This is a genomic window from Porphyromonas asaccharolytica DSM 20707 (assembly GCF_000212375.1).
GTDB classification, from domain to species: Bacteria; Bacteroidota; Bacteroidia; order Bacteroidales; family Porphyromonadaceae; genus Porphyromonas; species Porphyromonas asaccharolytica.
In genome coordinates this window covers 1,482,741-1,497,518 of record NC_015501.1, presented here as the reverse complement: position 1 = coordinate 1,497,518, position 14,778 = coordinate 1,482,741, and the positions used below count along the sequence as shown (strand labels likewise).

Sequence of the window (14,778 nt, the reverse complement as noted above, 5' to 3'; positions counted from 1 at the left end):
TTATTGGATTGTTAGAATTGATTGCTAGAAATAGTGCTACCCCCATGGGAATAGCACTGTTATAGATTGAGGGTTAGGGTCTACCGACGAGGAATCCCTTGCCGATGGCGTAAACATCATCGATAACCATCTGGAAGCTCACGGGACGATTCTCAAAGCGTGAACGCTCCTCAAGTCTCTCACGGTGGAACGCCTTGAGATCCTCCGTAAAGGGTAGATTACCGGTGTCGAGGATACGTACGGCACCATTGTCATCACGAGCTGGTAGTACCTTGCCCGCATTGTAGCGACTAGGCGCAAAGGGGATGTCCAGTACGCCTGCCTCAAAGGCAGCGACCGTACCGAGAGCTAGATCGCCCTTGCCCAGCTCAAAGACCTTGTCCAGGATGCACTTCGTCTCTCGGACGATCACATCTGACTCTTGCTCTACCACGGGGATGTCTATGAGTGACTGGTCACGAAGCATAGAGATAACCTGCTTAGTAGCACGTAGTCCGGCTGCGTTTGCTTCCTTCGTGGGGACACCCATCGCCTCGTGTGGCGTCTTGACAATAACCTTGGTAGCCTTCGCCAGAGCAGCCGTAGCCGAGCCCCACGAGATGACGCCAAAGGCCTTTGCCTCATCCTGTGGGAAGCCACCCATCCACTGGTGGAAGACGGTCGTAATACGCACGTCGTCGTAGCCATACTGCTTGAGGTAGCTATTGGTCAACTCACGGAGCGAGCGAATAGCAGCGACATCCTGGATGATGTTACCGCACTGGCCATAGCCGACGGTGATATCCTTAACTCCCTGCTCAGCAGCGAGAAGCGTCTCAATGACGGCGACTGCGTTGGAGATACAGGGAGGAATGAGCGTACCTGTCAGAGGTCCAAACGGCTCGCGATTGATGCTTACGCCAGCCTCCTCGTACATACCGACAAGGCGATCCGTGTACTGCCAGTACATGATAGTCTTCTCGAGGGAGAAGTTCTTAGAGTAAGGGATATTGTATGAGATACCGCCACCCTCATAGGAGGTAAAGCCACCAGCGATAGAGATCTCAGTCAGCAGACGTGCATCAGGCGTACCGTGGCGCACCTGTACCGGGTTCTTGAGTGCAGAGGTGACCGTACGGCAGATCTTCGTACCGTAGTTGACGATCGGGAAGCCGTTGAGCATAGATCGTCCCGACTCCTTACTCTTGATGATGCCGTTCTCAGCCTCGTGGTAGCGGTTGAGACGTGTGTAGCTATCGACCGTCGAGGGGAGCAGATCAGCACCGCCCTCCTCTTCTAGAAACTGCAAGAGCTTGATATGCTCCGTATATAGAGCCACACCAGCACGAGGCTGTATGAGCGTGCGCCCCTCAGCGTCTGCCTGAGCCAGTTTACGACCGAAGATCTTCTCCTCGGGAATTGATTTTTGAAATTCGACAGCCTCTTCAAAGTTGACATCTTTGCCCGTAGGCCATGAGGCGAGTACCTCCTTACGCTCCTTGTAGAAGGTATCGTTGTCTATACGCTTGTTCCTAAGTTCCATGTAATAGGGGAATCTGTATGAGTGATTGAGTCTTTTGTATGTCTGTTATATAGGTAGTACCTCTCGCTGGAGAATCGTGAGAGCCACCTCGGGAGCTACCTGACTGAGTAGTCCCATGCTCGCTATGATGTAGCGCTTGTCCAGGTAAAAGTCTGGCTCCTTGGGCTTCGCATACTCGTATCTCTGAGGATTAAAGCGACTTCCCGAGAGAATACGAGCTGGGTCAGAGCTATTGATCAGCGCACCGCCGATGCCAATGAGTCGTGGCACTTGCGTCAAGTCTTTGCCAACGAGGGTAAACATCTCACCTATCGGCGTGTAAACCTTGCTAATGACGCCTGCATGTCGCTCCACGGCTATGTCTACAGCACTATATGCTAGAGCCTCCTCGATTACCTGCTCTTGCGAGCCAGGCTCTGCGACCGTATCAGGATTAGCTGCACAGCGCTCTACCCAGTCGACGATAGCCTCAGGCGTGACCCCGTAAGCTCGTGCTAGAGCCTTGACGTCGGTCTCGTCCTCTAGAGCCTTCAAGCTATAGCGCATTCCGAGGTCACCCTCTACGGTGCGCTTGCTGTAAGGCTCGGGGATGCCTTTGATCAGGACATTGTCCATCGACGGAGCTCCGTCAGTCATCGAGTAAATATCGGTCGTAGCTCCACCTAGATCCACAGCCATCAAGTCGCCCCATCCTGGGTGCTCCTCGTCGATGCCTTTGCTCAGTAGCTCGCACGCCTTGAGGACCGCAAAGGGAGTCGGGATAATCTCTAACTCGGCACGCTTCTGCACCTCGCCCAGTCCCTTAGCATCGATGATGCGACTGATGAAGAGATCCATAATGCACTGGCGAGCGGGCAGAATGTTGATCTGCCCAAACTCAGGCATCACATTCTCCGTGACGACGCACTTCTTGTCACACTGCGCAAAGATACCCTCGAGGTCATAGGAAGCGGACTTATTGCCCGCAGCGATAATTGCAAAGGGTCTATCAATCTCTGCCAGACGACGCGCATTAGCAAGAATCACCTCCTTGTTGCCGCCATCAGTACCACCGCATAGGAGTACAAGGTCAGGATTGATCTCATAGATCTCCTCCTGCTCGGCGTGAGAGATCTCATAAGCATAAGTCTTGACCACCTTAGCGCCCGCTGAGGAAGCTGCCATCTTGGCCGCTTTAGAGGTGAGCGAGGGGACCAGCCCCAAAGCTACCATTTTGAGTCCTCCAGCCGCACTACTACAAGAGAGCAGGCGATCGTAGTGAGCATCAGGGTGCTGCGCTAGTATCTTCTGCCAGGCGTTGTTAAACCCCTCCAGCACATCTGTCGTGATGGTAGTGAAGGCAGAGGCTGTCGCCACTATCTGCGCATTGGCTACATCTATCAGAGTCAACTTCGTGTAGGTACTACCGAAGTCTACCGTAAGATAGTGCATATTACTTATCTGCGAGTATTGAATCTAGATAAGCGATGGTAGTCTCGATCGGTGTGCCAGGAGGATAAACCTTGGTAAAGCCCATCGCCATAAAGCGAGACTCTACATCAGCAAAGTCTTGCTTACCCACGACTAGGTTGCCTCCAGCAACTAGTGGGATACCCTTGAGACCAGCCTCATCGCACTTCTCGCGCAGACCCTGACAGTCTATCTCTCCGTGTCCATAGAGTGAGGAGACGAGGATAGCATCTGCTTTAGTCTCGAGAGCGGCCTCTATGTACTCTTCTTGAGAGACCATGACACCGAGGTTAACCACTTTGTACCCTGCATTGTTGAGGGCATAGGCGATGATCTTGTTGCCGACAGCATGCGCATCAGCACCAATCACACCTGTGACTATAGTTTTTTGATTCATAATAGGGGAAATACGTATACCACGTTTTTGATGATTGAGCTATAGTTAGTATATAGGAACAAGGGGTAACTCTTGGGGATGAGCCACCACCTCTGCCTACACAGTACATAATCTTACTGCCTAAATGTGCAGTAATCCTATGTAAAACGACCTCTCAGAAGGGAAAAAGAGAGTCAATCTTTCACTCTTCCTCAAAACCGCTCTACAAAGGTACTTAATAATTCTGTAATGGCCATTGTGGAGTGATAAAACTCACACAACATAGGGCTAATTCCTATTCTGAGGTGCTGGGAAAACTTTAGGATGACGTGTTCTAATCAACTGAGACTATAAAACAGAATATCCACGTGGAGATTTTCGATTTTCCACGTGGATATTTTTTATTCTCCACGTAGGGACGAAACGATTCCTCCGAAGTTTCATTTGATTCCTCCGAAGTTTCATTTCATATCCACGTGGAGATTTTTTATTCTCCACGTGGAGATTTGAGAATTGCCACGTGGGGATCTACCTTCTCTCCAGCACCTCAAAATAAAAATTAGCCCAACATAGCACTGTAAGCTGATTAAGGATTGAGACTTGCAAAGTTCTTATGGTGTGATAACGGGTAGTCTTCACGGGGAAACCAAAAAATATCCACGTGGAGAAAAAACATCTCTCACGTGGACGAGGAATAAAACTTCAGAGGAATCAAATGTAAAGTCCGAAGAAACTTTTCTTTCCTCCGTGGGAAATCTTTTTTTCTCACATACGTATTGGAGAATTCTCACGTGGAGAAAATTGAAGAGCATGACAGTCTTCATCATTGGCAACGAAGGGCTCTTCCGGTTACTACCGTGTAAGTGTGAAAGAAGCCCCACGTCTGACAAGCAGAGCGTGGGGCTTCTGATAGTTACAGCTTTACGAGACTATTACTTAGTTCGCAGTCTCTCTAGGCTGGTCTATTGGTATGCTAGATGCCTAGCTGCTTCTTGACCTGAGCCGTAATGTCTACCGCAGAGGGTCCTGAGTAGAGCATCATCGTCGCCTCCATGACGTAGGTGTAGCCCCCCGCATCGCCGACCTTCTTGATAGCTTCGATGATCTTCTGCTGGATAGGAGCCATCAGCGTGCCTTGCTGCTTCTCCATATCTTGTTGCATAGCTTGATAAGAGCGCTGGATGCGATTTTGCAGATCGGTAAGCTCCTGCTCGCGGCTCTTGAGGAGGGCATCGGAGAGACCCTCCTTATCCTTCATATAGAGCTCGAGCTTCTTCTGATACTCGTCGTTCATCGTCTGCATCTCTGCCGTATACTTTTTGTCCAGCTCTTGGAGGCGATCCTGAGCTGACTTCATCTCAGGCATAGCCGTGATAAGCTCCTGTGAGTTGACAACTGCTATCTTCTGCTGAGCCGTAGCTACTACAGGTAGCAAGAGTAGGAGTAGGGTTAGAAACAGATTGTTTGTCTTCATTGTTCTGTATTTAAGTTATTGATGATGCGTATGTATATCATTAGTGTGCACGACCATAGCCTAGTTTCTCTAGAACCTGATCGCTGATGTCGATAGATGGATTGGCAAAGACGATGCCTGCCGTGGAGCGGTCGAGGACTAGCTGGAATCCACTCTGCGAGGCGATCTCCTTGATTGCTTGCCATATCTCGTCCTGTAGAGGCTTGACCATCTTAGAGCGACGCTCGAAGAGCTCACCTTCAGGGCCGAAGTACTTGCCCTGTAGCTCGGTGGCCTGCTGCTCGGTCTTGACAATCTCCTCCTCACGCTGACGCTTCTGCTCGGCTGTGAGGAAGACAAGATCGCTTTGATACTTCTTGTAGAGCGTCTCAGCCTTGTCTTGAAGTGTCTTGACTTCCTGCTGCCAACGCTTAGAGACGGTCTCGAGCTGCTCATTCATCATCTCGTAGTTGGGGATGTTCTTGAGAATATACTGCATATCCACAAGCGCAAACTTCTGTGCAGATGCTCCCAGCGTAAGGGCTAGGAGGAGTGTGAGGAGATATAGATGCTTTCTCATAATATTGATGTTTAAAAGGTCTGTACTAATATATATAGATGGCTTGGAGACTTATTTGTTTAAGAAAGACAAGCCACGTACTCACACGCTAAGAAGGCTAAAACTCCTGACCCATGACAATATGTATGTTGCTACCGCCACGCTGTGAGGAGCCGTCGGGCTTGTCAAAGCCGTAACCCCAGTCAAGTCCTAGCATTCCAAGGAAAGGCAGCGTGATACGGAAGCCAACACCTGCCGAGCGCTTGAGGTTGAAGGCGTTAAAGCTACTGATATCTCGCCACGCATTACCCGCCTCAAGGAAGGCAACTCCCCACACATTGTACTGCCCCTCGAAGAGGATCGGCACGCGCAGCTCAGCCATCATACGCATATAGGCATAAGCGTAGTCATAGTTACCACCAGCGATCGATCCGTTGCTATATCCACGGAGCGGAATAGTTTCGTTGAGGAAGTTGCCTACGTATCCACTCATATTGTCTCCACCCATGTAGTAAGTACCAAAGGGTGAGCGCTTGAACGGTGTATAGTGACCGATAAAGCCTGCATCGAGACGCGTCATAAGGACTGGCGTATACTTCACCGTAACTGGGTTCATGAGCGGTGTAAAGACCTTGCCTGAGAACTTCCACTTGTGATACTCCACAAAGCGGTAGCGATCCTCCGACTTGAGGTTGATATTGGAGTAGTCGATGCCGTCCCAGAGGGAGTATGGAGGAGTGGCACTGACTGATAGCGTAAAGGATGACCCACGACGGGTATAGATCGGATTATCGATCGAGTTACGCGATAGAGCCAGTGTGAGACTTATGTCGTTAGCATGACCATTGTGAAAGCCCTGGAAAGTCTCGTAGACCCAATCACGGAGATAGTAGTGGGTATAGTTGAGCGTAGCATTGACATTGAACCAATTGTCAGGCCAGTTGAGACGCTTACCAAACCCGACCGTGGCTCCGAAGATGTGCATCGACTGATTAGGATTGTAAGAGTTTTCCATCAGCGACTGCCTATACCCCCCATCGTAACCATAGCCTCCGTAACCGCCATAGCCTCCATAGCCGTAACCACCATAGCCACCGTATCCGCCATAGTAGCCTGGATAGTAGCCCATACCCTGCGTACGATTGTTATAGTAGCGAGTATCGATAGCGGTCTGCATAGAGTAGAAGAGCGACGCTGTAAAGAAGTTCGGACGCTTACCTCCAAACCAGGGATCGGAGAATTGTAAGCTAAACGAGTGATAGTAGCGACCATTACTCATCGCATTGAGTGAGAGGGTCTGCCCATCGCCCTGCGGTATGAGACCACGGTATGCCTTCGGGTGGAAGAGGTTGTAGATCGAGAAGTTGGTAAAGTTGATACCTGCACGCCCGATGATACCCGCCTGAGACCAACCGAAGGAGAGCTCAAACTTGTCATTGTTTCTGCGCTGCAGCGAATACTCTATATCTACGGTACCCTCTTGCGGGTTGGGGATTGGCGTGGGGAAGCTCTTTTCCGGATCAAAGTGCCCGAGCTGGTTGAGCGTCATCCAGGAGTTCATCATATCCTCCTTGCTGAAGAGCTTACCCGGCTTCGTAAAGAGCTCACGACGCACTACCTCCTCGTAGATGTCATGGTTACCACGTATGATCACCTTATCGATAGTAGCTTGCGGCCCCTCGACAATGCGTAGGTCAAGCGATACAGAGTCGCCCTCGACGTAGGTCTCTACAGGATCTATGCCTGAGAAGATATATCCATTGTTGTAGTATAGGTTGGCGACAGCATCATCCTCGACGTAGAGACGCTTCGTAAGACGATCCTGATCATACACATCACCATGCTGCATACCGAGCATAGCCTCTAGGAGCGGCGTGGGAAACTTCGTATTGCCCACGAAGTTGATATCCTTGATGTAGTAGCGGTGCCCCTCCGAGAGGTTGATAAAGATGTCGATCTGCTTGTCATTTTTCGGATTGCGAGCGATGGAGTCTGATAGGATCTCTGCATCACGATAGCCTGCTTTATGGTACGCCTCTAGGATGTTGTGCAGATCCTCACGATAGACATCCTGGATAAATTTCTTGCTCTGGAAGAGCTCTAAGAAGGAGTTCCACAGATTACCACGATTGAGACGGAAGGTCTCGTTCGTCTTCTTCATCGCCTTGCGCAGGTCCGTGTCAGAGAGGGCCTTGTTGCCAGAAAAGTAGATGTTAGCGATCTTCGTTTTGTACTTCTTATCGACCGAGATGCCGAGCTTGACATACCCCTCACGAGATAGGTCTGGCTGCTGATCGAAGGTCACCTCCATCTCGCTATATCCCTTCTCATTGTAATACTTCTGTATCAGCTGCTCAGTGCGATCTAGGACGTTGGGCGAGAGCTGCATACTCTCTCGTAGACCTGTCTTAGTCTGTAGGTCTTCCTGCTCCGACTTCTTGATATTGTGGAAGGTCACCGAAGCAATACGAGGATGCTGCTCCAGCTGCACCTCTAGCCATACCTTGTCTCCCACATACTTAGTCACGAGTACGCGTGCATTGGCAAAAGTACCATTGCGTGTGAACTGCTGCACTACAGCAGTTGTAGCAGCTCCTGGTATCTCTATGCGCTCCCCTACCTTGAGACCGGTATAGCCTAGCAAGACCTCCTGATCATATCCTTGTGCACCTGTTATGGTCACACCTGCGATGGTCTTGGTGACGGGACGAGCGTAATCGATCGAGGGGGCATAGATCGTGTCAGCAGGAGTAGTAGCAACTTGTGCGCTCACGGAGGTGGACGCAAGGAGCACTATAAGTGCGAAGAGTATGTTGTGGTATCGTTGCATTGTCATCATTAAGAGGTCAGAAGGGGTCTGTGATATATGGGTCTGTGTTTTTTACTGTAGCACTTTGCCAAAGCGTCGCTGGCGTGAAGCATAGTCTGCCAGTGCCTTGTCGAGCTCTGCCTCATCAAAATCGGGCCATAATGTATCTGTGAAGTAAAGCTCTGTGTAAGCAGATTGTAATAGGAGGAAGTTCGAGAGTCTCTGCTCTCCACCTGTACGAATGAGCAGATCGGGCATTGGCATGCCACTGGTATATAGGTAGTCATTGATCAGCTCGGGACGTGACAGATCGTCGCTGCTGAGTCGTCCGGACTGCACATCTGCGACGATATGTCGTATCGCATGGCTAACCTCCGTGTAGGAGGAGTAGCTGAGTGCGATGCATAGCGTGATCCGCTGCCCATCCTTAGTCTGCTCCATGGAGTCTCTAAGCTGCGCCGCTGTCTGAGCGGGTAATTGGTCTATATCTCCGATAGCTCGTAGTCGCACGCCCTCCTTGATGAAGCGTGGCGTATACTCGTGTAGTCCCTCTGCGAGGAGCTGCATGATATAGTTAACCTCGGACTCTGGGCGACTCCAGTTTTCTGTACTGAAGGCATAGACTGTCAAGTACGGGATACCTCGATCTGCTACAGCTGAAAGAGTCTTCTCTAGCACATCGGTACCCTGCTTATGGCCGTAACTGCGAGACAAGTCTCTGCGCTGAGCCCAGCGACCATTACCATCCATGATGATGGCTATATGCTGCGGTGTCTGTTGTTTCATCATTTTGGTATCTGCCAGTTAGGGTAGCTATCCGATCCGTGACAGGGTTCGCTACGCTTGCCAAACTCATAGGTGATACTCACGATCAAGCCTATCGTGGCATCGCCACCCTTGATCCAGTCCACCGGCATCCCGTAGGGGTTGTTGAGCCAGCCCGACTGCTCTGTGGGGGTGTCCAAATGAGAACTAAGATAATAGATCCCTTGCAGTGCGGCGATCAGGTTAAGCCTATTGCGGAGCTTGTACTTGATGCCTGTCTTGATGCCAGCTCCTGGCAGGAAGGCCATCTTATGAGCTGCTAAGGACGTTCCGACACTGAGACCGGCACCTATATAAGGTACCAGAGAGCGTGTCTGCAGATAGCGAAACTTGTCACTATAGTGAGCAAAGTTATACTCCACCCAGCCATTCAGCGCTAACAGATGAGAGGCTCCACGGGTAGCTTGATCAGCCTCCCTAGCCTGCGGATAGTCCGTCTGTGCATAGCGACAGTCGAAGGGAAGAAAGCTGTAGCCGAGTTCACCCGAAAAGGCTAGTCTGAAGTTGTGATTATAGCGAAAGACCGCTCCTCCCGTCCCACCTATCGGCACAAAAGGGATACGTCTATTAGCATTCCCTAGATAGGACGCAGCACCTACAGATCCTCCCATCTCATAGCGATACTCCTGCGCAGTGAGTGTGACTGCACAGAGCATCAACGTGATGAGTAGTGGCTGACGTAGGGTTAGCTGCATAGATCAGTGAAAACGCCTAGATAGCGTGCTACGTAATATTACTGAAAGCGTATCGGCTGTCCGATCCAAAGCGTAGGAGCACCGCCCTTGATTCCTCCGAAAAGGTAAACTCGTCCATCATCGCCACGGTAGAGTGCTAAGCCTTGCTGATGCTTCTGACCCTTTTCATAGTAGGACGATGGAAGTATAGACTCTTCCGTAAGCTGCTGCCAAATGGCGCCATAGTCTAGCGATACGTAAGCACGCATCGCAGGCTGCTCAGCTTGCTTAGGACGAGCCGCAGGCTTGACGAGTAGTATGGTCTGGTCTTGTGGCTCGTAGATCATCGCTCCAGGCAAGTCGCTCGGCCAGATTTTGCTCACGACACCGGCATCGTGAGGTGTGAGCCAATCAAGTCCATTGGAAGTGCTGTAGACAAGTGCCGTCGTATCAGCGACAGAGCCTCCGACCACGAGTCCTACTGGATGATGCTCTACAATAAACGAGAGACGTGCATTCTGCTCTAGAGGAAAATCCGCTGGGACTCGTATGCCTCCCTCACTATTGAAGTGTACCCCATCAGCAGACTTCACAGCTACGAGGAGCTTATTCTCCCCTCTATGGTATAGATTGCCCAAGAGATAGGATGCTCTACCTGGCAAAGCATTACTCTGCCCCCAGTCTCCTCCATTCGCATGGTCGTAGTAAGCGTACTGACCACTTTCTTGTAGGCAGAGGATCGCATCTCTACCCCCCTGCTCCACGATGTCTATGATGGGAGAGTCGAGCGTCTTAGGTATCGTAACCTCTTGCCATAGCTCAGGCTCCTTGTGAGAGGCACGCCATAGATGACTCTCACTAGTAGTACGTGTGAAGTAATAGTAAGCCTCTCCATTGTCCACAAGACGACTCAACACGATGCCATCACTCGTAGCAGAGGCTGGCGCTGGGTGTGCGGACTTCGTCCAAGTGTGGGTGTAGGGATCACGATCATAGATGTTGATCTTGAGCTGATACTCCTTAGTCAAGGAAGCGTTCTTTCGATGTTGCATGACAATACGCACCCCCTCAGCATGATTGGACATATTGACCGTATCTAGACCTGACATAGAGGGCTGCTCGACACCTCCTATGTAAATCTTAGGAAAAGCATCGGGCGAGGCTACAATCTGTAGCTTGACCGTTCCTATTTTAGTTCCCTTAGGTAGCGGACGAGCATTGTATATCAGTCCTTTGCGCTGATCTATAGAGAAGAGTGTCTTCTCCAGCTCAGGGACAGACTTGTCACTCATCTTGAGCTCTGAGATAAGTACGCTCTCTATCTGAACATCCTCGACAATCGACTTGCGCTGGCAGCTAGGCAAGCTGATAAGCGGTAGCAGAGCTACGACGAGGAGTAGGTATCTATGGAGTGATTGTATAGTGCGAGTCATATAGAATTGTTGATATGAAGACAAAGATACTACTTCCCACGAAATTAGAGGTTAGACTTTAGAGATTAGAGGTTAGAGAGACTACACGCCAAAGGATACGAGAAGAGGTCTAACTTCTAACCTCTAATTTCTAATCTCTAACCTCTAACTTATTATCTCTAACCTCTAATGCGACACATGTACCCGTTTTGTGGCGGGAGCCATCGACAGTCTCTCCTGCACTCTCTCCGTTACAGCCGTAGCTAGCTCAGCAAAATAATGGCTCATCACTTGGTCACTCTGCGCTGCTATCGGCTCGCCCGCATCGCCCGCCTCGCAGACACTCTGTACGAGCGGGAGCTGACCCAGGAGCGGTATGTTAAATTGCTCAGCCAACCGCTTACCACCGTCACGACCGAAGATGTAGTACTTATTGTCGGGCAACTCGGCAGGCGTAAACCAAGACATGTTCTCCACCAAACCGAGAATAGGCACATTGACCGGGTCAGTCTGGAAAAGGTTAATTCCTTTCATCGCATCAACGAGAGCGACCTCCTGCGGTGTGGTCACCACGATAGCGCCTGTGAGTGGTAGCGTTTGGACCAGCGTCAGAGCTATATCTCCCGTCCCAGGAGGCATATCAATGAGTAGATAATCTAGCTCTCCCCAGTGCCCCTCTGTAAGGAGCTGTTTAAGCGCATTCGAAGCCATCGTACCGCGCCATAAAAGTGCTTGATCAGGACGTACGAAGAAGCCGATCGAGAGCATCTTGATACCCTCTGTCACAACAACGGGTGCAATACGATCCTTGCCATCGACTTCCTCAGCGACAGGACGAGCATCCTCACAGTGAAACATCTTCGGCATCGATGGCCCATAAATATCGGCATCGAGGAGTCCCACTCTATACCCTTGGCGAGCTAGAGCCACCGCTAAGTTGCTCGTGACCGTACTCTTACCGACCCCGCCCTTGCCACTGAAGATGGCGATGGTATTAGAGACCATTGGGAGCGGATTCTCCACCTCAGGTTGCTCAGGCTCTTCTCTAAAAGTTGCCTTGATACGCCCCGTCACATCTGCCTCTGCATCGAGGAAAGTGAGGATGGCGGTCTCAGCTGCTTTGACCACGGAGCGAGCAAAGGGATCTCGCACACGGGGGAAGTGCAGCGTCAGAGAGATCTGTCGTCCCTCTATCTGTATGTCGTCTGTCACGATGCCCGAAGAGACAATGTCTGTACCCGTACCAGGGTAACGCACATTGCGCAGCGCATCGAGTACTTGCTCGGTTGTATAGCTATTCATATCTTGTTTCTATTTTTTGATCTAAGCTTTTATTCCTCCTGAGCAAAGGCTTGCTCCACCTGGTGCAAGAGACCACCAGGGACTTGCGACCAACTGGTATAGTCGTCATGCTCTGGCTCACACTCGGGCTCCAACCATTGCGCTCGCTCTGGCAGAGCAAATCGGATATATTTAATCATCTTACCCCTACCCAGCCACTGCTTCTCATAGTGGGTCAGGACGCGCGGTATGTCATACTGTGTCAGCACCTGCTCCTCTTGGTATAGATCAGGCAGAGCCACTAGGGGGTGGATATCATTCACCTCTAGCAGACTCAGAGTATACTCATAGAGGAAGGTGCTATCCGTCTTAAGATGCACCACCCCGTCAGGCTTGAGATAGCGATTGTAACTAGCGAAAAAAGCTGATGACAGCAGCCTGGATCGTGTACGCTTCATCTGCGGATCGGGGAAGGTGATCCACAGCTCACTCACCTCACCTGGAGCAAAAGCCAGCGGGAGGAGATTGATATCGGTACGTAGGAATGCAGCGTTGGAGAGTCCTTTGTCCAAGGCCTCTGTGGCTCCATGCCACATGCGTGCGCCCTTGCGGTCTACACCAATATAGTTGTGCGTGATATCTTGCTGAGCTAGGGCGACCGTGTATTCGCCTCGTCCGCAGCCCAACTCTAAGATGAGCGGGCGATCCGCATCAAAGGCTCGCTCGCTCCACCTACCAGCTATTTGTCTTGCCACTTCAGGAGAAGAAAGCTCTGCATAGCCATACTCATACACATTGGGATAGCTATGCAGATCGGCAAATTTCTCTAGTTTACGTCTAGCCATAGGCGTACCTCAGCATCGATTACTTCTGCTCCTCATCAGCATCGAGGATGTCGACTAGCCCCTCCTCGGCATAATAGTCATAGAGCGTGGAGATCAGATCATACGCATCATCTTCGTGCATCTTGACACCCATATCCTCGCTCAGACGATCAGAGACAAAGTCAGCCATCTCATCTATGTTAAGATAGCCCTCCTCATCATCTATTCCCTCGGAGTACTCGTCACAGAGATCCATGACGTAGAGAAAGATCTCGTCATCATTATACTCCTTGACAAAGGAGGGATCTAGATGGTTGCGCAGATACTGGATCGCATTCCGATCGAGCTGCTCAAAGTCTAAGTCTGCCATCATACTATATTATCGTGTAAGTTATAAGTCTGCAGCCAATTCATATCACTTCAGCGACTGGTAGAAAGCCTCTAAGAGTCGTCCCGCCCCCACAAAGGGTGTGATACGATTCTCCAAGACCTCTCGCTCGACAGTCTCTTGAAGCTGCTTGACCTGCTCATTGTCGTAGAAGGAGCGGCGCAACTCTTCGTTGACTGTCTCGTACATCCACCACTTCTCCTGGCGGCGACGATTATAATCAAAGTAACCACTCTCCTTAGTCGTCTGACGGTACTCATCGATCATATCAAAGATCTCCTTGATACCTATCCCCTTCAGTCCTGAGTAGGTCATAACCTTCGGCTCCCAGCCCGACTCGGTAGCGGGAAAAAGCTGTAGCGCATTACGAAAGTGCTGTGCAGCAAGACGAGCTTTGTCTACATTGTCGCCATCAGCCTTATTGATAATGATTCCGTCGGCCATCTCCATGATACCACGCTTGATGCCTTGTAGTTCATCGCCCGTACCTGCCAGCTGGATTAGGAGGAAAAAGTCGACCATCGAGTGCACAGCCGTCTCACTCTGCCCTACTCCCACCGTCTCGACGAAAACCGTATCAAAGCCTGCTGCCTCACAGAGGATAATGGTCTCACGGGTCTTGCGCGCTACGCCACCTAGAGAAGAGCTACTAGCACTAGGACGGATGAACGCACGCTCCTCACGAGAGAGTCGCTCCATACGTGTTTTGTCGCCTAGGATACTTCCCTTAGAGATCTCGCTACTAGGGTCAATCGCCAGCACAGCCAGCTTGTGCCCCTGCTTGATGAGATGCATTCCGAAGGCATCTATCGACGTACTCTTACCCGCCCCAGGCACGCCAGTGATACCTACACGCATTGAGTGCCCACTGTAAGGGAGGCACCCCTCTAGTATCTGCTGTGCCTTGAGCTGGTGGTCATGACGTGTGCTCTCAACAAGCGTCACGGCACGAGCGAGAAAAGTGCGATTGCCCGCCAAGATCTCCTCAATATAACGCTCAGCGGAGTAGTCCTCGCGTAGCACCCGTTGCTGGCGCAGATAAGGATTGACCATAGGCTGAGCAGAGACACCTTTATTCACCTTGAGACCTGCGTACTGAGGGTCATTTTCAGGATGATCATTCGTGAGCATGAGGAGAGAGATTAGAAGTTAGAGATTAGAGGAACTAAGTATTTCTAGGAGCTCTAGTGGCACTAGGAGCACTAG

General features: G+C 50.7%; 13 protein-coding genes. All 13 read right to left on the bottom strand.

Features of this window, described 5'->3' with window-relative positions; translation table 11 throughout:
* Positions 1-73: 73 nt before the first annotated feature.
* Complete coding sequence (locus tag PORAS_RS05845; protein WP_004331018.1) at positions 74-1,522, bottom strand: methylaspartate mutase subunit E; 1,449 nt, start codon at positions 1,520-1,522, stop codon at positions 74-76.
* 45 nt (positions 1,523-1,567) lie between these two features.
* Positions 1,568-2,953: a methylaspartate mutase accessory protein GlmL gene (gene glmL / locus PORAS_RS05840; protein ID WP_004330963.1), complete on the bottom strand. Its 1,386-nt coding sequence runs from the start codon at positions 2,951-2,953 to the stop codon at positions 1,568-1,570.
* A gap of 1 nt (position 2,954) precedes the next feature.
* Positions 2,955-3,368: a methylaspartate mutase subunit S gene (gene glmS, locus PORAS_RS05835; protein ID WP_004330983.1), complete on the bottom strand. Its 414-nt coding sequence runs from the start codon at positions 3,366-3,368 to the stop codon at positions 2,955-2,957.
* 952 nt (positions 3,369-4,320) lie between these two features.
* A complete protein-coding gene (locus PORAS_RS05830) occupies positions 4,321-4,821 on the bottom strand; it encodes an OmpH/Skp family outer membrane protein (protein WP_013760552.1) in 501 nt (166 codons plus the stop codon).
* 40 nt (positions 4,822-4,861) lie between these two features.
* A complete protein-coding gene (locus PORAS_RS05825; protein WP_013760551.1) occupies positions 4,862-5,380 on the bottom strand; it encodes an OmpH/Skp family outer membrane protein in 519 nt (172 codons plus the stop codon).
* 97 nt (positions 5,381-5,477) lie between these two features.
* Entirely contained in the window at positions 5,478-8,198 is a 2,721-nt protein-coding gene (locus tag PORAS_RS05820) for a BamA/OMP85 family outer membrane protein (protein WP_013760550.1), read from the bottom strand.
* A 42-nt stretch (positions 8,199-8,240) separates the two neighbouring features.
* On the bottom strand, positions 8,241-8,957 hold the full coding sequence (locus PORAS_RS05815; RefSeq protein WP_013760549.1) for an undecaprenyl pyrophosphate synthase: 717 nt from the start codon (positions 8,955-8,957) through the stop codon (positions 8,241-8,243).
* The gene (locus tag PORAS_RS05810; RefSeq protein WP_013760548.1) at positions 8,954-9,688 is read right to left on the bottom strand and encodes a hypothetical protein; all 735 of its coding nucleotides are present in this window, start codon (positions 9,686-9,688) and stop codon (positions 8,954-8,956) included. The genes PORAS_RS05815 and PORAS_RS05810 overlap by 4 nt, the downstream gene beginning before the upstream one ends.
* A 38-nt stretch (positions 9,689-9,726) precedes the next feature.
* Positions 9,727-11,100 carry a DUF6242 domain-containing protein gene (locus PORAS_RS05805; RefSeq protein WP_013760547.1) on the bottom strand — a complete coding sequence of 458 codons (1,374 nt, stop codon included), beginning with the start codon at positions 11,098-11,100 and terminating at the stop codon, positions 9,727-9,729.
* A gap of 165 nt (positions 11,101-11,265) precedes the next feature.
* Positions 11,266-12,381 (bottom strand): Mrp/NBP35 family ATP-binding protein, encoded by a 1,116-nt coding sequence (locus PORAS_RS05800; protein WP_013760546.1) that lies wholly within the window; start codon positions 12,379-12,381, stop codon positions 11,266-11,268.
* Between the two features lie 29 nt (positions 12,382-12,410).
* Positions 12,411-13,205 (bottom strand): tRNA (guanosine(46)-N7)-methyltransferase TrmB, encoded by a 795-nt coding sequence (gene trmB, locus PORAS_RS05795; RefSeq protein ID WP_004330974.1) that lies wholly within the window; start codon positions 13,203-13,205, stop codon positions 12,411-12,413.
* A gap of 19 nt (positions 13,206-13,224) precedes the next feature.
* Entirely contained in the window at positions 13,225-13,557 is a 333-nt protein-coding gene (locus PORAS_RS05790; protein ID WP_013760545.1) for a hypothetical protein, read from the bottom strand.
* A 42-nt stretch (positions 13,558-13,599) separates the two neighbouring features.
* Entirely contained in the window at positions 13,600-14,703 is a 1,104-nt protein-coding gene (meaB, locus tag PORAS_RS05785; RefSeq protein ID WP_004330971.1) for a methylmalonyl Co-A mutase-associated GTPase MeaB, read from the bottom strand.
* Positions 14,704-14,778 lie beyond the last annotated feature (75 nt).

What these genes read in the sequence shown, in the direction of transcription:
- PORAS_RS05845 (WP_004331018.1), bottom strand. Translation starts at nt 1,522, where the DNA reads ATGGAACTTAGGAACAAGCGTATAGACAACGATACCTTCTACAAGGAG.
- glmL (WP_004330963.1), bottom strand. Translation starts at nt 2,953, where the DNA reads ATGCACTATCTTACGGTAGACTTCGGTAGTACCTACACGAAGTTGACT.
- glmS (WP_004330983.1), bottom strand. Translation starts at nt 3,368, where the DNA reads ATGAATCAAAAAACTATAGTCACAGGTGTGATTGGTGCTGATGCGCAT.
- PORAS_RS05830 (WP_013760552.1), bottom strand. Translation starts at nt 4,821, where the DNA reads ATGAAGACAAACAATCTGTTTCTAACCCTACTCCTACTCTTGCTACCT.
- PORAS_RS05825 (WP_013760551.1), bottom strand. Translation starts at nt 5,380, where the DNA reads ATGAGAAAGCATCTATATCTCCTCACACTCCTCCTAGCCCTTACGCTG.
- PORAS_RS05820 (WP_013760550.1), bottom strand. Translation starts at nt 8,198, where the DNA reads ATGATGACAATGCAACGATACCACAACATACTCTTCGCACTTATAGTG.
- PORAS_RS05815 (WP_013760549.1), bottom strand. Translation starts at nt 8,957, where the DNA reads ATGATGAAACAACAGACACCGCAGCATATAGCCATCATCATGGATGGT.
- PORAS_RS05810 (WP_013760548.1), bottom strand. Translation starts at nt 9,688, where the DNA reads ATGCAGCTAACCCTACGTCAGCCACTACTCATCACGTTGATGCTCTGT.
- PORAS_RS05805 (WP_013760547.1), bottom strand. Translation starts at nt 11,100, where the DNA reads ATGACTCGCACTATACAATCACTCCATAGATACCTACTCCTCGTCGTA.
- PORAS_RS05800 (WP_013760546.1), bottom strand. Translation starts at nt 12,381, where the DNA reads ATGAATAGCTATACAACCGAGCAAGTACTCGATGCGCTGCGCAATGTG.
- trmB (WP_004330974.1), bottom strand. Translation starts at nt 13,205, where the DNA reads ATGGCTAGACGTAAACTAGAGAAATTTGCCGATCTGCATAGCTATCCC.
- PORAS_RS05790 (WP_013760545.1), bottom strand. Translation starts at nt 13,557, where the DNA reads ATGATGGCAGACTTAGACTTTGAGCAGCTCGATCGGAATGCGATCCAG.
- meaB (WP_004330971.1), bottom strand. Translation starts at nt 14,703, where the DNA reads ATGCTCACGAATGATCATCCTGAAAATGACCCTCAGTACGCAGGTCTC.